Source organism: Rhizobium esperanzae (assembly GCF_002204185.1).
In the GTDB taxonomy this organism is placed as follows: Bacteria; Pseudomonadota; Alphaproteobacteria; order Rhizobiales; family Rhizobiaceae; genus Rhizobium; species Rhizobium esperanzae.
The window spans coordinates 349,434-366,779 of the sequence record NZ_MXPU01000001.1 but is presented as its reverse complement, the minus strand read 5'-3'; the positions used below and the strand labels follow the sequence as shown (position 1 = coordinate 366,779).

Annotated in this window: 17 protein-coding genes; 2 read left to right on the top strand and 15 right to left on the bottom strand. The window is 60.5% G+C overall.

Annotation, left to right across the window (positions count from 1 at the left end; translation table 11 throughout):
• Window positions 1-103: 103 nt before the first annotated feature.
• The 4 genes from purU to B5E41_RS01835 form a co-directional block, all read right to left on the bottom strand.
• Window positions 104-988: a formyltetrahydrofolate deformylase gene (gene purU / locus B5E41_RS01850; RefSeq protein ID WP_064800306.1), complete on the bottom strand. Its 885-nt coding sequence runs from the start codon at window positions 986-988 to the stop codon at window positions 104-106.
• Between the two features lie 308 nt (window positions 989-1,296).
• The gene (locus tag B5E41_RS01845) at window positions 1,297-2,313 is read right to left on the bottom strand and encodes an acyltransferase family protein (protein WP_088390579.1); all 1,017 of its coding nucleotides are present in this window, start codon (window positions 2,311-2,313) and stop codon (window positions 1,297-1,299) included.
• Between the two features lie 52 nt (window positions 2,314-2,365).
• Entirely contained in the window at window positions 2,366-3,646 is a 1,281-nt protein-coding gene (locus B5E41_RS01840; RefSeq protein WP_088390577.1) for a hypothetical protein, read from the bottom strand.
• 2 nt (window positions 3,647-3,648) lie between these two features.
• The gene (locus B5E41_RS01835) at window positions 3,649-4,698 is read right to left on the bottom strand and encodes a glycoside hydrolase family 5 protein (protein ID WP_088390575.1); all 1,050 of its coding nucleotides are present in this window, start codon (window positions 4,696-4,698) and stop codon (window positions 3,649-3,651) included.
• A 136-nt stretch (window positions 4,699-4,834) separates the two neighbouring features.
• Here B5E41_RS01835 and B5E41_RS01830 point away from each other — a divergent pair, with 136 nt between their 5' ends.
• Both B5E41_RS01830 and B5E41_RS01825 read left to right on the top strand, forming a co-directional pair.
• The gene (locus tag B5E41_RS01830; protein WP_088390573.1) at window positions 4,835-6,463 is read left to right on the top strand and encodes a GumC family protein; all 1,629 of its coding nucleotides are present in this window, start codon (window positions 4,835-4,837) and stop codon (window positions 6,461-6,463) included.
• Window positions 6,464-6,523: 60 nt separating this feature from the next.
• Window positions 6,524-6,850 carry a hypothetical protein gene (locus tag B5E41_RS01825; protein WP_088390571.1) on the top strand — a complete coding sequence of 109 codons (327 nt, stop codon included), beginning with the start codon at window positions 6,524-6,526 and terminating at the stop codon, window positions 6,848-6,850.
• 7 nt (window positions 6,851-6,857) lie between these two features.
• Here the strand turns inward: B5E41_RS01825 and B5E41_RS01820 are convergent, their stop codons facing one another.
• From B5E41_RS01820 to B5E41_RS01770, 11 genes are all read right to left on the bottom strand, one after another.
• A complete protein-coding gene (locus B5E41_RS01820) occupies window positions 6,858-8,006 on the bottom strand; it encodes a DegT/DnrJ/EryC1/StrS family aminotransferase (RefSeq protein WP_088390569.1) in 1,149 nt (382 codons plus the stop codon).
• 81 nt (window positions 8,007-8,087) lie between these two features.
• Window positions 8,088-9,326 (bottom strand): glycosyltransferase family 2 protein, encoded by a 1,239-nt coding sequence (locus B5E41_RS01815; protein WP_088390567.1) that lies wholly within the window; start codon window positions 9,324-9,326, stop codon window positions 8,088-8,090.
• Window positions 9,323-9,865 (bottom strand): dTDP-4-dehydrorhamnose 3,5-epimerase family protein, encoded by a 543-nt coding sequence (locus B5E41_RS01810; protein WP_088390565.1) that lies wholly within the window; start codon window positions 9,863-9,865, stop codon window positions 9,323-9,325. Before B5E41_RS01810 ends, B5E41_RS01815 begins: the two co-directional genes overlap by 4 nt.
• Window positions 9,862-11,097, bottom strand: a complete 1,236-nt coding sequence (locus tag B5E41_RS01805) for a class I SAM-dependent methyltransferase (RefSeq protein ID WP_088390563.1) — start codon at window positions 11,095-11,097, stop codon at window positions 9,862-9,864. The genes B5E41_RS01810 and B5E41_RS01805 overlap by 4 nt, the downstream gene beginning before the upstream one ends.
• Window positions 11,094-12,158 carry a CDP-glucose 4,6-dehydratase gene (gene rfbG, locus B5E41_RS01800; protein ID WP_088390561.1) on the bottom strand — a complete coding sequence of 355 codons (1,065 nt, stop codon included), beginning with the start codon at window positions 12,156-12,158 and terminating at the stop codon, window positions 11,094-11,096. The genes B5E41_RS01805 and rfbG overlap by 4 nt, the downstream gene beginning before the upstream one ends.
• Entirely contained in the window at window positions 12,149-12,922 is a 774-nt protein-coding gene (gene rfbF / locus B5E41_RS01795) for a glucose-1-phosphate cytidylyltransferase (RefSeq protein ID WP_064800317.1), read from the bottom strand. The genes rfbG and rfbF overlap by 10 nt, the downstream gene beginning before the upstream one ends.
• Window positions 12,923-13,072: 150 nt before the next feature.
• Entirely contained in the window at window positions 13,073-13,711 is a 639-nt protein-coding gene (locus B5E41_RS01790) for a GNAT family N-acetyltransferase (RefSeq protein WP_088390559.1), read from the bottom strand.
• Window positions 13,712-13,727: 16 nt separating this feature from the next.
• Window positions 13,728-14,759, bottom strand: a complete 1,032-nt coding sequence (locus B5E41_RS01785; protein WP_088390557.1) for an N-acetylneuraminate synthase family protein — start codon at window positions 14,757-14,759, stop codon at window positions 13,728-13,730.
• A gap of 11 nt (window positions 14,760-14,770) precedes the next feature.
• Window positions 14,771-16,552, bottom strand: a complete 1,782-nt coding sequence (locus B5E41_RS01780; RefSeq protein ID WP_088390555.1) for a thiamine pyrophosphate-binding protein — start codon at window positions 16,550-16,552, stop codon at window positions 14,771-14,773.
• A gap of 12 nt (window positions 16,553-16,564) precedes the next feature.
• The gene (locus B5E41_RS01775; protein ID WP_064809290.1) at window positions 16,565-17,044 is read right to left on the bottom strand and encodes a 3-hydroxyacyl-ACP dehydratase FabZ family protein; all 480 of its coding nucleotides are present in this window, start codon (window positions 17,042-17,044) and stop codon (window positions 16,565-16,567) included.
• Window positions 17,041-17,289 carry an acyl carrier protein gene (locus B5E41_RS01770; protein WP_064800322.1) on the bottom strand — a complete coding sequence of 83 codons (249 nt, stop codon included), beginning with the start codon at window positions 17,287-17,289 and terminating at the stop codon, window positions 17,041-17,043. The genes B5E41_RS01775 and B5E41_RS01770 overlap by 4 nt, the downstream gene beginning before the upstream one ends.
• Window positions 17,290-17,346 lie beyond the last annotated feature (57 nt).

The following is a 17,346-nucleotide window of genomic DNA, read 5'->3' as shown; positions in this document are numbered from 1 at the left end:
CATGATTCGATTACCCCTTAAGCGCGATAATCAAATACTTGCCGCTGGCAGGCAACGGGAGATTGTTGTCTGCCAGCAAAAGAGATGCGCGGCCTCGGCCGACTCACCCCATGCGTTCGGAGGCGTAGCTTCCGGGGCTTGCCGGGAAGACGACGGTGCGGTTGCCGTTGATGAAGGTGCGGTGGTGGATATGGGCGTGGATGGCGCGCGCCAGCACCTGGCTTTCGACATCGCGGCCGATCGAGACATAGTCGTCGGGCGACTGCGCATGGGTGATGCGGGCGGTGTCCTGCTCGATGATCGGGCCTTCGTCGAGATCGGCGGTGACGTAATGGGCGGTCGCGCCGATCAGCTTGACGCCGCGCTGATAGGCTTGCTTGTAAGGGTTGGCGCCCTTGAAGCTCGGCAGGAAGGAATGGTGGATGTTGATGATCTTGCCCGACATCTGCTTGCAGAGCTGGTCGGAGAGAACCTGCATGTAGCGGGCGAGCACGATCAGTTCGGTGCCGGTCTGCTCGACGAGATCGACGAGCTGGGCTTCCGCCTGCGGTTTGTTCTCCTTCGTCACCTTAATGTGGTGGAAGGGGATGTCGTGATTGACCACGACCTTCTGGTAGTCGAAATGGTTGGAGACGACGCCGACGATATCGATCGGCAGGGCGCCGATCTTCCAGCGGTAGAGCAGGTCGTTGAGGCAATGGCCGAAGCGCGACACCATCAAGAGCACCTTCATGCGGCTCTCGCTGTCGTGGAATTCGTACTCCATCTCGAAGGGCGCGGCGACGGCAGCAAAATCGGCGCTGATCGCGGAACCGGAAAGTCCTTCCTCGGAAATGAAGCTGACGCGCATGAAGAACCTGCCGGTATCGAGGTCATCGAACTGCGAGCTGTCGATGATGTTGCAGCCCTTCTCGGCCAGATAGCTCGAAATCGCCGCAACGATGCCGCGCGTCGATTTGCAGGATACCGTCAACACATAGCTTTTCATGTCTCTCCCTCTTCCCTCTTGGAGGCCGCAGCCCGTGCTTAGATCAAAGCCCGTGCCGCGAATAGGCCGGCGCACTTTCATTTATGCGACAAATTGCAAGATAAACCATCACGTTCCTGCAAGTTCTCTCATCGCCGGATCAGCTTAGGAGAAGTTGCTCAAAACGCTGTGCCGCCAGCGCCGCACGGATGTGTATTCTCGCCTTCAGTGAATGAAATTAAAGCATGTCGCTGAAAGCTGATGAGCAATTTGCGACATCGGGAGGCGGGAAACCAAGCATGTGAAGGACGGAAAGTGGATCCGAAGGGTTAGGCCGGCGGACGGCTTGCCACGGCGACCTTCCGGCGCGGCGTGGTGATTTCATGAATGATTGCGCCGCCGATTGACGACAGCACCAGCGACAGGATCACGAAGAGCACCGGCTGCTGCAGGATGCCGAGCGGCAGGCGGTCCGAAGCCACCCTCAGGAAAGCGAGCGTGAAAGCGTGGGTGATATAGATGCTGTAGGAGCAGTCGCCGAGATAGTTCAGCCATCCCAGAAAGGGCAGCCGGGAAAAGTCGATGGAAACTGCCCCGTAGATGATGAAGATCGCCGGAATTCCCCAGGCGTAGAACCGGCTCTCCGGCGGCATCAGCGCTTCGTTGATGAAGAGGAACACAAAACCCGTGGCCAGTGCCGCCCATGCCCACCGGTTCGGAAGAAGCACCTTCTGCCCGTAAAGCCAGCCGAGCACGACGCCGGCGAGGAACTCCAGCATGATCGGTTCGCCGTAGAACCGGGTGGCCGTCGTTTCCGGCAGCACCCGGCAGGCAATCAGGATCACCGCAAAGACGGCAAACATTACTGGAATCCGGCGGGTTTCCGAGAGCGGCAGCAGCAGCGCAAAGATGAAATAGAAGAACATCTCGTAATTCAGTGTCCAGCCCGGCACGACGACGGGGGTGATCGTGCTTGGATCGGCGGCATTGGCCCATGGCAGAAAGAGCAGCGAGGCGATGAGATGCGGAAGGTCGAACACCGTCGATTTCAACAATGACGGGGCCGCCAGCGCCACGACAGCCGAAAACAATGTTGCCAGCCAATAGAGCGGGACGATCCTCCTGATGCGGCGGCGGGCGAAATCGATGGGGCTGATCGCGCGCCCGCTCGTCGTCAGCCACATCACGAAACCGCTGAGGACGAAGAAGATGTCGACGCCGGTTTCGCCATAAAGAAAAGCCGTGGCATCGACGGCGGGATTGACCTTGGCAAGCTGCAATATCGCATGGAAATAAACAACCATCAGCGCCGCAACCGCGCGCAGATATTGAAGCTGGACAAGCATCTGATGTCTTGCTCCTCGGGCTCGCGCGGTCGCGTTTACCGTGCCGCTGCGGTCAACTCAGTACATCTACCGCACGACCCTGTCGGATGCGTGGGCTGTCGTGGAAGCGCATATATCCGACGACGAACCACAAGAGGCCGGCGATCTTCATCGAGAAAACGGCGGTCCCCCCGATCATCATATTCAGAAAAATGAAAAGAGAAAGTGAATGGGCGCAGCGCCGCTGCGCCGCCGTACGCCCGGCGGGGAAGAGGCAGACGAACAGCCAGAGAGCGACGACGCCGAAGATCGTCGCCGCGTAGATCAGATAGACATAGCCGCTGTCGGCGAACTCGGCGACCCTGTCGACCGAAAGCCCGAGCACGGCGAGAGGATCGAGCTCCATGATCTTCTTCATCGTCAGATTGATGCGGCCGGTGAAATTGTCGCCCGTCGCATTGGGTTTGAGGGTATAGACGACGAAACCTGCGACGACGATCAGCGGCATCAGCGCCAGATTGAAATTCCGCGGGATCTTCGGAAAGACGAAATAGCCGACGATACAGGCAAAACAGAAGATCAGCATGGTGCGTGTATCGTTCGTCACCAGGATCAGCACCGCCGTGCTGATGAAGAGCAGCCGGTCCCAGCACCCCAATCTTTCCCACATGGAAATCAGGTAGATCGCGATCACGCCGCAAAAATTGGCAAGCGACACCTGTTCGAGGAAAATCGACGACGAGCGATGGTCGATGATGCCGAAGGAAAAGCGCTCGGGAAAGCCGAGCGCATTCTGGAAAAGGCCCGTCTTGTTGTAGCTCAGCGGCAGCAGCCCGCGCGTATTGGCGAAATAATCGGACGGATGCACGATGCTGACATAGAAAGGCACGCTGATGATCTCGAAGATCAGGAAGATCAGCACGACGAGGCTTGCCCAGCGGAAGGCCAGCTTCATCGTTCTCTCGTTGCTCCAGCCGCCGAGGCCGGTAAAGCAGAAGATGATCAGCACGTTGCGGAAATGATCGACGAACGGCATGCGGTTGAGCACGCTGACATAGACGGTCACGACAAGCGTGAACAGCAGGAACAGGAAGGCCGGCAGATCCGTCTCGTAGATCCCCTTATGGAGGATGTAGATGATGGCGCCTGCCAGAATCAGGCCTTCGCTGGCGGCGACATGCGTCATCGACAGCGGCATGATGTTGTGGTTGATGAAGGCAAGAATGCCGTTATAGAGCATCGAAAGCAGGCCGAGCCAGAGCACCGGATGGTCGATGCGCGACGTTCCCCCGGCCGCCTCGAGGCGGTTGCCCGCCACGGCGAAACTCGCTGCCTTCTGATCGACGGCCGCCACGGTCAGTTCCCCGCAGGCTTGACGGCGGTGCAGGCGCCGGCATCGGCTTTCACCGACGCGGCGAGAAGCCGCATCTGCGGTCGCTCGGTACCCTTGCCCGGCTGAACGTTGAAAGCTTCGTCCGCCGGCCACCATTCGCCCGCCGCCCAATAGGACCAGCCGAGCCAGACATCGCTGTTGTCGGACATGGTGGCGTAGATCTTGGTCAGGCCGCTCATGCAGTCCTTATCGCCGGAGCCGCCGAATTCGCCAAGAAAACCGCGTTTATGGTTTCGCTTCAGCCAGGCGGTGACGCCGGCGATGGCCTCGACCGCGGCGGTGGCGCCTTCGCAGGTGGCATGGGTTCCCGACGAATCGACGTCGAGATATTGGTGGACCTCGTAAGCGTAGAAATCGAGCGGATCGCGCACGCCGAGCATGACCGTGCCGTTGGCACCGCCGATCACATCCTCCTCCCAGCTGTGAGCGCCGCTCCAGGCGGTACCCGGCACGAGGATGAGGTTGCGAGCGCCGACGGCGCGGATGGCGCGGATCGCCGCGTTGGCGGCATCGAGCCAGTCCGTCGCCTTGACGTCGTGCGGCTCGTTCATCAGGCCGAAGAGAACGCCGTCCTCATTGGCGAATTCGACCGCGAGCCTTGCCCAGAAGTCGGCGAATGCGGCGTCCGTCGCCGGCGCGGTGCCGACCTGCGCCTTGTCGTAATAGCCGAAATTATGCGGGTCGAGCAGAACGGCCATGCCCTGCTTTCGGATCAGGCCGACCGTTTCCTTGATCCGCTTGAATTCGTCCTCGTCCAGCCGCCCGCCGAGCGCCGGCTGCAGCCGCTCCCAGCGGAAGGGCAGCCGAATGATCGTCATGCCCTTTTCGGCGAAATAGCGGATCGTCTGCTCGCTCGGATAGATGTAGTTCGTGCCGTAGATGGCGCCGCGCTCGCTATATTCGCCGCCGGACAGATTGACGCCGCGATAACACGGCGCGCCGGCCGCAAAGACCGGCGACGGCATGAGGGCGGCCGCAAGCAGCAGCGCCACCAGATGTCGTGTCGTCCTCATGGCTATCCTCGCAATCACGGCAAAATCGCAACATCGACTTCGCTGCACCTATCTTAACGGTCCGTTAGCTAAGAATTTCTAAAGTCTCCGCACCTTGGCTTCAGTCTTTCACGCTGGGCGGGATACGAGTGCGCGTATGAGTCAGTATGACAGGAACAGGGTAAGCCGGCTGCCCGGCTGGCGGAGTTACGAGCCGTCTCCGACTGCGTCGGAAGGCGTGCGCCCGCGCAGTCCCGTTATTCGTCCGGATGATTTCGCCCGTCCCGAACCCCAACCCGCCCCGCCGCCTTTTGTGCCGCCGTCGGCACGGGTTGCAGACATCCGTCGATCCGAGCCGCCGCCCGCAGCTGCCGTCGAGCCGCCTGCGGCCCCAGAACCGCCTGCGGCCAATGTGCCGCAGCAGAGCACATCCGCGCCCGCCGCCCCGCTTCTCGACCTCCGCTCCAGCATCGCGGCGATCTGGAGCCGCCGGCTGGTGGTGTTTGTGCTGGCCCTGTTTGGAGCCGTCGGGGGCGGCGTGGTGGCGCCGCTGATCGGCCAGAAATTCACTGCCGTCAGCAGCCTTTATTTCGATCCGCGTCAGATCGGCCTTGCCGAGGCCGGCGCGCAATCTTCAGGCCCATCGCCGGACATGATCTCGGCCCTGATCGACAGCCAGGTGCAGATTCTGACCTCGGGCAATGTGCTGCGCCGCGTCGTCGAGGCGATGAAGCTCGACCGGGATCCGGAATTTAACGGCGGCAGGACGGATGGCGCGGCCGTGATCGGCGCCCTGCAGAAAGCGCTTGTCATCACCCGCCAGACCGGCACCTATGTCGTTTCGCTCGCCGCGACGACCAACGATCCCGAAAAATCGGCAAGGCTTGCCAACCAGGTCGTCACCTCCTTTACCGAGGAGGAAAACAGCGCTTCGAACGGCCTCTACGAAAACACCTCTTCGACGCTCGACGGACGCCTTGCCGACCTGCGTCAGAAGGTGCTGGAGGCCGAGCAGGCGGTCGAAACCTTTCGGGCCGACAACGACATGGCCGCGACCGAAGGCAACCTGATCTCCGACCAGCGCCTCGTCTCGCTGAACACGCTGCTGGTGACGGCGCAGGAAAAGACCATCCAGGCGAAGGCCCGCGCCGATGCCGTCGCCAATCTGCGCGTCGAGGACATCGTTGCCGGCAACCAGGCGGAGGGCGGCGTCACCTCGCCGCTCGTCAGCTTGCGTCAGCAATATGCCGCCCAGGCCGCCGCCGTCGGCAGCCTCGAAAGCCAGATGGGCACGCGTCATCCGCGCCTGCAGGCGGCGCGCTCCTCGCTGCAGAGCATAGCAGGCGAAATCAGGGGCGAATTGCAGCGCCTCGCCACCTCGGCAAAGGGCGAATACGAGCAGGCCAAGGCTGCCGAGGACAGCGTCGCCAAGGAACTCGCCGTTCAGAAGGCGCTGCAGGCGACGACCTCGGACAAGCAGGTGGAGCTGAACGAATTGCAGCGCAAGGCGACGGCGGCGCGCGATATCTACGAAACGGTGCTCAAGCGCTCGAGCCAGACGAGCGAGGAGCAGAACCTCAGCAAGAGCAACATCCGCGTCATCTCTCCGGCCGAACCGCCGGTCAAGGCCGATGGTCCGGGGAAGAAGATCTTGATGGTCGCCGGCATCATCGGCGGCTTCCTCGCCGGGTTCTTCCTGGGTGCCGCCTTTGCCATCCTCGCCGGTCTCTTCGGCCACTCCGTCATCAGAGGCTATTTCAGGAAATCCCCCGCCGCGGCGGCTTGATGCTGGCCGTCGGTTTTCCTACATGCAGGAGAAGCGGTTTGTCGCCGCAGGAGAATTCCCATGCGGCTGTTGCTTCTGATATCCATCGGCGTCCTGTTCAGTCTCGCCCCAGCGTCAGCCTTCGCTGTCGACTGGACGAAATCCGTGGATTCGACTGTTCAACCCCTCTATCCCTACAAGGGCCTTCCCGGCGTCAAGGCGCAGCCGGACAAGAAGGAAGAGGAATCCTATAATTGCCGCACCGAGACCGTCCAGATCCGCCGGCGCTATGACGAAATCTTCCGCTCTGGCGGCATGCCGACGCTGATGTACGTCTGCGACCGCGACGGCTTCGTCACCATGGGCGAAAAGGTTCCGCTGCGCGGCCACTATCAGCCGGTGCGGTAAGGCCTTTTCAGGCCTGCTGCCGCAATGTCATGCTGTTGTGATACATTCGAGTCGAGGCGAGATTGACCAGCGTTGCCGCCACTCGCTCGATATCGGCCTCGCTCATGTCATGATAGCTCGGCAGGTTGATCGCCCGTCCTGGAATGCTCCAGGCGTTGAGGTTTTCCGGTCGGTCCTCGAACATCGCGAGGCTGGAGAGCGGATAGAAGAAGACGCGTGCGTCGGTATTCGCCGCATCAAAAGCCTGCTGCAGCATCTCGCGGGTGATGCCGGTCGAGGGATGGAAGACTGCTGTTGGCATCCAAGCGCCGTTGACCGTGCCGGTATATTCCGGATTCATTGTGATGCCGGGTAGGGTCGAAAGCCGGATCATATAGGAAGCCAGAATTTCGCGCTTGCGATTGACGAGTTCATCGATACGCTCGAGCTGGGCGCAGCCGATGGCCGCCTGAATATTCGACATCTTGTATTTGAAGCCGATCGCATCCGGCCAGAATTGCTTCGTCTGGCCGCGGGCGCGTCCATGATTGCTGAGCGTCAGCACGCGCTCGTAAAGGGCGGCGTCATTGGTGACGAACATGCCGCCTTCGCCCGTCGTCAGCGTCTTGGTGCCGTGGAAGGAGAAGGTACCGAAGGCGCCCATCGAGCCGGCGCGGCGGCCGTGCCAGACGGAGCCGATCGCTTCGGCGGCGTCTTCGATGACGGGAATGCCGGTGCGTTTGCTGATCTGCAGCAGCGCATCCATGTCGCAAAGGTTGCCGTAGAGATGTGTCGCGATGATCGCCTTGGTCTTCGGCGTAATATGGCGCTCGACCTGCTCAGGATCGATGCACCAGGTGTCGGTAAGCACATCGACGAAGACAGGTGTGGCACCGAGATGAACGATCGGCGAGACAGTCGCGACCCAGTTCGTATCGGCAAGGATCACTTCGTCGCCGGCGCCGACGCCGAGCGCTGCAAGCCCCATATGCATGGCGCCGGTGCAGCTCGACGTGGCGATTGCAAAGCCGCTGCCGAGATAGGTTTTGAAGTCGTGCTCGAAGCGGTTGAGATAATCGTAGCAGCGTGCGCCCCAGCCGGTGGCGGCGGCATCCGCCGCGTAGTCCGTTTCGAGCTGGGTGATGGATGGCTTGGTGTAGAAGATCCTGTTGCTCATGCCGCTGCTTCTTCTGAGTGAAATGGAAATCGGATAAATTTGGCGCCTGAAACTCGTCCCGGGGCTCACGTGACTTGAGGCTTACATGATCACATGCCGGGCGAGGTCGTGTTCGTGCAGGACGATGCCAGGCAGGTAGCCGAGCGAGACAAAATAGTCTCGGTCGCTGCCGTCGGCGACGAAGACCGCCGTCGTCTCGATCGGATCGGCACCGATTTCCGTCGTCACTTTCACGCGCGGCTTGAGGCCGAGTTCGCGCATCAGTGCCTCTAGAGCGGGCGTTTCCGTGAAACCGGCGAGCAGCAGCGCGTTGACGCCGATCGCGCCGTTCACTTCGCCGACGAGTGTCTGGATCACGACCATCAGCGGCAGGCGGTCGCGGAAGGGCCGGATCTCGGGGTGATCGACAATGCCGCCCCAGACGATCCGGACGTAGAGTTCATATGCTTTGAGGAAGTTCTTGCGCATCGCCCAGAAGCGAAAGGCGACAGCCATGCGGTTGAGAGTGAAGATCTTGCACTTTTCTTCATATTGAAGCCGGGTCTCCGCCGTGAGGTGGATCGCGCCACGCTTGGCTCCGGTAAAGAGGAAATATTCGAGGCCCGCGCGGTAGCGGTCCCAACTCGTCATCACCTCGTCGGTGCCCGCTTGCGGCCGGTCGCGTTCGATCACCGTGTTGGAGACCGAGCGGTAGAATGGCTGCTTGAGGAAGCTGACGGCGCCCTGGTCGAGGAAATGGGCGAGGAACGAGAACGGGTAGAAACAGAATTCCCGGGGAACCCAGGCCGAGCGAAGTGCGGAGGCGCGGTAGACCGCGATCTCGGGAAAGATGTGGCGTTCGTAGATGAACTGGAAGACTTCGGTGAAACTGCCCCGCTGAAATTTCACGTCGGATTCGAGATTGAAGAACTGCCCGAGATCGGTTTTGTTGACCTCGTCATAAAGGAACCATGGCGCCTGAACGGCGGTCACGTCCGGGTTTCGGTCGAGATATTCGACGGTTTTGGCCACGGCGTCGGGGATCAGTATGTCGTCGTCGGCGAGATAGATGAGATATTCGCCCTTGCCGAGGCGGAAGGCGCTGGCGAAGTTCGGTCCGCCGCCGGCATTCTCGTCACGGCGGAAGTAGCGGATCGGCAGCCCGCGGGCGATGAATTCCTCGACCACCTGCTGTGTGCCGTCGGTGGAGGCGTTGTCGCAGACGACGATCTCGAAGGGGAAATCGAACTTGTAGTCGTTTTCGCAATAGGTCAGGCAATGGCGAAGGAAAGGTTCGCGATTATAGGTCGGAATGCAGATGCTGAGTTTGATGCCGCTCAAGTGAGTGTCCCCCTGACATAGCTTTCGAGCGCGGCGTCGCGCTCACTGATGATGACTGGCGCGAATGGCCAGGCGATGCCGAATTCAGGGTCGTCGTACCGCACACCCCTCGCGAGTTCGGCAACGTAGACTTCGGACATCTGGTAAAAGAGTTCGCAATTGTCCTCGAGAGTGAGGAACCCGTGGGCGCAGCCCGCCGGAATGTAGAAGGCGTTGCGCTTTTCGCCGTCGAGTTCGACCGCGGCCCATTTGAGGTAGGTCTCGGATGCCGGACGAAGGTCGAGCGCCACGTCGAAGACCCGGCCGCGTACTGCCCTGACGAGCTTTGACTCCGGTTTCGGATCGGCCTGGTAGTGCATACCGCGCAGCGTTCCGCGCTTGTGATTCTGGGAGACGTTGCACTGCGGATAGACCGAGGCGAGCCGGTGGGCGGCAAAGCTTTCCGCACAGAAGGTTCGCGCAAACACTCCGCGGTTGTCGGCGCGTTCCTCGACGTCGACGACGAAGGCTCCTGCAACCGCGGTTGGCGAGAACCTCATCCGAGCACCGTCAATTCAGGCACGGCGACGGCAAAACGTCCGCCCCAGGCGGCGACCTCTCTGTTGCCGGAAACCACCTCATTCTTGATGTTCCAGGGCAGGATCAGCACGTAGTCGGGCCGGGTTTCTTCCATCTTCTCCGGCGCATAGATCGGCAGCTTGCTGCCCGGCAGGTAGTGGCCCTGCTTGTGCGGATTGCGATCGACGACATAGTCGATGAGGTCGGTGCCGACGCCACAGAAGTTCAAAAGCGTATTGCCCTTGGCGGCCGCGCCATAGGCGGCCACACTCTTGCCGTTGCGCTTGGCTTCGTTGAGGAAGGCGAGCAGGCCTTGCTTGATCGGTGCGACACGGCTCTGGAAGGCTTCGTAGGTTTCGGTCCTGTTGAAGCCGGCGGCCTTTTCGTCGGCCCGTACCTTGTTAAGGGCAGGACCGGTGGCGTGGGCGGTCGAGGTCGTGCGGCAGGCGAGGATGCGCAGGCTGCCGCCATGAGTCGGCAGTTCCTCGACGTCGAAGACCTTCAGGCCGTGAGCGGCAAAGACCTTTTCGACGGCGAGCAGAGAAAGATAATAGAAATGCTCGTGGTACACGGTGTCGAACTGGATGCTCTCCATCAGCCGCAGCAGATGCGGAAATTCGACGCTGACGACGCCGTCGGGCTTCAGCACGGCCGAAAGCCCGCCGACGAAGTCGTTGATGTCAGGCACATGGGCAAGCACATTATTGCCGATGACGATATCAGCGGCTTGCCCGCGCGAGACGAGATCGGCGGCCGTCGCCTTGCCGAAGAAGCGCGCCTCCGTCGGCACGCCGATGGCGCGGGCGACTTCGGCTACGTTTTCGGCCGGTTCGATGCCGAGCACCGGCACGGCGGCCTCGACAAAATGCTTCAGGAGATAACCGTCATTGCTCGCCACCTCGATGACCTGCGAGGTCGGACCGAGGCCGAAGCGCTCCCGTACCATGATGGTGAACCGGCGCGCATGCTCCACCCAGCTGTCGCTGTAAGAGGAAAAATAGGCGTAGTGGCTGAAGATATCTTCTGGCGGAACAAAGGCATCGGCCTGCACCAGCCAGCATTCGGAGCAGACGAAGGCGCGCAGCGGATAGGACGGTTCCGGCTGGTTGAGCTGCTCTTCCGTCAGGTAGGCATTGGCGAGCGGCGTCGAGCCGAGATCGACGAAACGATGCTTCAACGGAGCGTCGCAAAACCGGCAATTATGCGCTGTCATGATACTGCTTCCTCATATGCCGCGATCTGGCCGAGAGAGAAGGCGCGCATGTCTTCGCCTTCGCGGTTGGCCTTGTACCAGGCGGCAGTCCAGTCGATGGTCTGTTGCAGGCTGAGGCGCGGGCGCCAGCCGATGGTGTCGAACGCAAGGGCCGAACTCAGCGTCAGCGCCGGCGCTTCAGGCAGATGTTCGCCCGGCGCAAGCCGCCATACATTTTCGACGTCATGCGCGCGCCCGAGCGCTTCCGCGAGTTCGGAAACCGTGGCGAAGCTTTCCGGATTCGGGCCGAAATTCAGCGCGTCCGGCAGATTCTTGCCGCGCTCCTCCGTCAGCACCTCGGCGAAGCCGAGATAGCCGCCGAGCGGCTCCAGCACATGCTGCCAGGGGCGGATCGCCTCGGGATAACGCAGCATGATCGGCTCGCCGCCCTCGAAGGCCCGGATGAAGTCCGGGATCAACCGGTCCCTGGACCAGTCGCCGCCGCCGATGACATTGCCGGCGCGCACGGTCGCGAGTCTGAGATCGCGTCCCTTGAAGAAACTGTCGCGATAGCTCTGGCAGACGAGTTCTGTGCAGGCCTTGGAGTTGCTATAGGGATCCTTGCCGCCGAGCGTATCTGTTTCGACGAAAGGTATGCCGCTGCCGTTGTTGGCGTAGACCTTGTCCGAGGTGATGACCAGCACCGTCTTGACGGATGGCGTATGCCGGATCGCGTCAAGGATATTTGCCGTTCCCATCACGTTGGTCGAGAAGGTTTCGGCCGGGTTCTCATAGGAGCGCCGCACCAGCGCCTGCGCAGCCATATGAATGACGATCTCCGGCTCGAAGCCTTTGAAGATGGCGAGAAGTGCCGCGGCATCGCGGATATCGACGATATGGTGGCGGCGATCGTCCCAGGGGGCGAGCTTCCGATAGAGCGACGGTCCGGTCTCGGGCGCCAGAGACACCGCAGTCACCGCGGCGCCGAGCCGTTCCAGCCACAGGGAGAGCCAGGATCCCTTGAAGCCAGTATGTCCGGTCAGAAAGACCTGCCGTCCTTTCCAGAAGTTGGTCAGGCCCATAGCTTCCACGGCGCCTTTCCGGTGTTCCAGAGTTCTTCCAGATGGTTGCGCTCTCGAAGCGTATCCATCGGCTGCCAGAAGCCGTCATGTTTGAAGGCGGCGAGTTGGTTGTTGGCGGCGAGCCATTCCAGCGGCCCTGCTTCCCAAATCGTGTCATCGCTCGGAATGAGATCGACCACGGAGGGATCGAGCACGAAAAATCCGCCATTGATACGCTGGCCGTCGCCTTTCGGTTTCTCCACAAAGGAGGTGATGAACTTTCCTTCGATGTTTGTGGCGCCGTAGCGGCCGGGAGGGGAGACTGCGCACATCGTCGCCTTTAAGCCGTGGCTGCGATGGAAGGCGACTTCAGAGGCGATGTCGATGTCGCCGACGCCGTCGCCATAAGTCATGCAGAAGGGTTCGCCGGGGTTGAGATAGTCGCGTACGCGGCCGATACGGCCACCGGTCATCGAATGCACGCCGGTATCGACGACGGTGACGCGCCAGTTCGGGCGCTTGCCGCCGTGATAATCGATGCTGTTGGAGGCGAGATCGACGGTGACGTCGCTGTGATGGAGAACAAGGTTTACGAAGTATTCCTTGATCATGTAGCCCTTGTAGCCGGCGCAGATGATGAAATCATTGAGCCCGTGATGGGCATAGATGTTCATGATGTGCCAGAGGATCGGCATGCCGCCGACTTCGACCAGAGGCTTGGGGCGGATACTGGTTTCCTCGGCAAGACGAGAGCCAAGGCCACCGGCGAGAATTACGACTTTCATCCCAAGCGAACTCCAGAGTATCTAATCAAGTCCGCCCGCCCGTCCTGCGACGCGCCGGGCTTTCAACAGGCGGAAAAGCCCGCATTTCATCCTCTTCCGGTATCCGATTTCGTTCTTGTGCGAGGCTTACCGTAGTGCCTGGGGATCGCATCAGGCACCGCTTCGGACGACCTCGACGCGATAGCAATATGAATTGTCGTCGCTGTTTCCGCCTTTTGGTCCGATGTCCCAGCGAGCCTCGCCATTCGTCACGGACTTGTTGAGCGGATATTTGTCCCAGAGGCCAAAGCCCATCGCCCGGTTAAGCATGATCGCGGCCGCATTTGTCGTCAGCACATATCCATAGACCGTTTTGACATTGGTCTTTTCGAACAGCCAGTCGATCAGCGCGCGGCCGGCGGCCTGGAGCAATTTCGGATGGCCGCCGCGCTCGCCGCGCATGGCGTTGTCGAGCAGCACGTCCTTCTCCGTCAGGTCCTTGAAGCCGAAATGGCCGATCAGCTGGTCGGACGAATAGATCAGGAACATCAGCTGCGTCGGGTTCTTGAAGACGACATTGGCAAGCCAGCTTCTCGTCCGCTCGATGGTCGCGGTGAAATGCGTCAGGAAGAAATTCATATTGGCGTTACGCCAGTCGGTCAGCTTACCGAGGATGACTTCGTCGTCGAGATGGCTGACAGTCAATGGAAGGAGTCTTCCGATCGGAGTGCCGCTCTCGTCGACGAGATCGATGACCGCCGAAATTTTCTCCTGCACGATATCGTGAATATATTGCTGTATCGGGGTCATCGGCTGACCTTTCCAGTTACTCGAAATGTTCCGGAAGGATGATCTCGTCGGCATCGATGTCGACTTTCAGCCGCTTGCCGATCACGGTATCGATTTCGGTCGGCGCAATGCCCGTTCCCGGCCGCTTCGCATCGAGATCGTGTGCTCCGATGACGCTGCCCGCCTTCAAGGCGCGTGCAGTGATGATGCTCCGCCGCATCTTCGGTATCTGGTCTCGCTCGGAAGGATCGAGGATCCGTCCCGTGCCGCCGAGCGCCGTATGCACCTTATGGCAGGCTGAGATCATCGCCTTCATTTCCTCGGGCTCCGTCGCCATCTGGTTGTCCATGCCGATGCGCGAACTGTCGAGCGTGAAGTGTTTTTCGATGACGCATGCGCCGAGCGCGATCGACGCGGCCGGGATCTCGATACCCGTGCTGTGGTCGGAATATCCGATCGGATAGGCCGGGAATTCGCTGCGCAGGCCGAGGATATTCTGAAGGCGGATGGTCTCCGGCGGCGCCGGATAGACCGACGTGCAATGCAGGATGATGATCTGCCGATTACCGGTCTCTTCGATGGCCTCGACTGCGCGGATGATTTCCTCCAGCGAACCCATGCCGGTCGAGAGCACCAGCGGAGCACCGAGACTGCCGAGATGGCGGAGATAAGGCAGATTGTTCAGCTCCATCGAGGCGATTTTGATGAAGGGAACCTCGCAGACCTTCACCAGGAACTCGGCTTCGTAACGCGAATAGGGCGTTGAGGCGAAGTCGATGCCAATCTCCCGGCAGTAGGCCGCGAGCTCTTCAAGCTTCGCATCCGCAAGTGAGAACTTGTTGACGATGCGCTTCGCGATCGCGTTCTCGCGGTAATAACCGGCGGAATAAAGAGACTCCGTGCTCCACGATTGAAACTTCACGCAATCGCAGCCGGCCTCTTTCGCCTGAGCGATCATGGTTCGCGCCGTGGCCACCTCGCCGAAATGGCTCGTATTCAGCTCGGCGATGACGTAGGGCGCGAGATAATCACCGATCAGCCGGCCGTTGCGAAGTGTGACAGTTGCCATGATGAGTTTGCCTATTGGTCGATGGGCTCGATGACCATTTCCGAAAGGAAAAGATCGCGGTCGAGGAAGGGGGCCTGATCTTCGAGTGGACGGCGTACGAAACGCCGGTCGATCGCGCTCCGTGTCTGCCCCAGCTCGATATATTCTTGATCTTCGCGGCCCATGATCTCGCAGAGAACCGGTCCATCCCGGCTGAGAAGATCCTCAAGACCGCTCCGCAGCTGATCCGGGGCGTCGATCCTGATGTAATCGAGCTCGAAGCAGGCGGCGACTTTGGAGAAATCGGGCGCGCTCACGCCGTTGGCGGGATCGACACCGATGACGCGCTTCCGGAACAGCTCCTGCTGGCGTCTGCGGATGATCGAATAGACGTTGTTGTTGATGACGATGACCTTGACCGGCAGGTTGCGGTAGCGGATGGTCTCGAATTCCTGCAGGTTCATCATGATCGAACCGTCACCGATGACGGCGATGACAGGCTGCGGCTTTGCATAATAGGCGCCGATCGCCGCCGGCAGGGCAAAGCCCATCGCCCCTTGCATGGCCGGATGAACAGCGGTCATGCCGTCGGAAAACTGGATGTTGGTCGGCAGGATCACCTCGTTCAATCCGGAATCGGTGACCAGTGTCGATGACGGCGGCATCAGCTCGGTCAGGCATTCGGCCAATTCATAGAGGTCGACCCGCTCCGCGTGCCTGAAGTCGGGCTCGGGGCCTGAGAAGATTGCCTTCCAGTGCTGACACTTGGCCATCCAGGCGGCATTCGCCGGCTCGCAGTCGGCTGCATTGATCCGTTCGAGGAAGTTGGCGAGCTCCGCATGCACGAATCGGTCGATTTGCACGGTTTCCTTGCTGTGCTCGACCTGATCGATATCGACGACGACGATCTTTGCTGCCCGGGCGAATTTGCAGAAGTCCGGTCCCGTCGTCAGCGAGGTCAGCCGGCAGCCGAGGACGAGCAGCAGATCGGCATTTTGCACCGCGAAATTCCCGGCGCGCGAACACCCCATCGAACCGACGGAGCCGATTGACCTGGCATTGGCGCTGCCATAGGCGTCCGGAGCCGAGGCGGCGAAGGTCACCGGGACGTTCCAGCGCTCCACGAACTGCCGAAAGGCGTCCGCCGCACCGCTGGAACGCAGGCCATTGCCGATCAGCACGACGGGGCGTTTGGCCGCCGACAACGCCGCGACGACAGCATCCATATCTTGCTGCGTTGCTAAGGGCAGCACCGGCGCCTGACTTGCCCGCGCGATCGATTCGGGATCGATCTGGGCGCTCTGCAAGTCCAGCGGCACATCGATCCAGACAGGGCCTTTCCGGCCGGTATTAGCGAGGGTCAGCGCCGTGTCCATGGCTTCGACGATCTCTTCGGCCGAGGTGATCATTTTCGCATATTTGGTAATCGGTTGAACGATCGAGATGATGTCGGCTTCCTGCTGGCCGTAGGTGCGTAGCGGAATGCCGGTATAGCGGCTGGTTTCTTTCAGCGTATTCTGGCCGGAGATGAAAATGCAGGGAATGCCGTCCTGCCAGGCCGACAGCACGCCCGTGATCGTGTTGGTCGAGGCGCAGCCGGTGGAGACGAGGCACGCGCCCAGCCCGCCCGTCTGATGGGCGTAGGCGGCAGCCGCGAAAGAAGCCGACTGTTCGTGATGGACCGATATGCCCTGCAGCTCAGCATGTTTGGCCAGCGCGTCGGTCAGGAACAAGGCGCCACGTCCGGTGACCAGGAATACGTGTCCGATCCCGGCCTCAGCGAGACGCTGCATTATATAGTCGGCAACTCTCATCGATCGTCTATCTCATGGGGTTTTCGGCTTGAAGCGATCCAGGATGTCGGGCACGGCCACGATGAAATCGCCGCTGCAGGCAGGTTCGCCTCTCACCGCGCTGCTGACCGAGCCGATTGCAATTCCGCGCTTGAAGGAGGCGAGGACTGCATCGATCTCCAAGACGTCGCCCGGAACGATCTTGCGCTTGAACTTCACATTGTTGAGCGAAACGAAATTGGTCTTCATGCCCTTGTATTCCTCCATACAGAGGAAGGTCATGATGAAGGTCTGCGTCAGCGATTCGATCTGGATGAAACCCGGCACATTCGGCTCATCATCGAAATGGCCGGGAAAGAACCATTCATTATAGGTAAAGCACTTCACCGCCGAGGCGCTCCTGCCGGGATCGACCGCTGTGACGCGATCGATCAGCAGAACAGGATAGCGATTTCTCTGATGGCTGATAATGCCGTTGATATCGAAAGCGACGGCGTTCGTTGCGTCACTCATGCGGCCTTCTCGATGCTCACATTGTACTTTGCCAGGATCTCCTGTCCGGCTTCGTAGCTGGAGAATTCGATGATGTCGTCGATGTCCATTTCGATACCGAAGGCTTCCTCCAGCGCGGCCATGAGCGCCATATGCCCGACGCTGTCCCAGGCTGCGGCTTCCTGATATTTCAGGTTAGGCAGGTCCTTGGCGTCCAGCATGAAGGTTTCCGCAAAAGCGGCCTGATATTTCTCACGGTTGCTCATAGTCCGATGTCCTCACTCAATGTCAAAAGCGGTCCGAATCGCAGCAGCTGCGCCTGA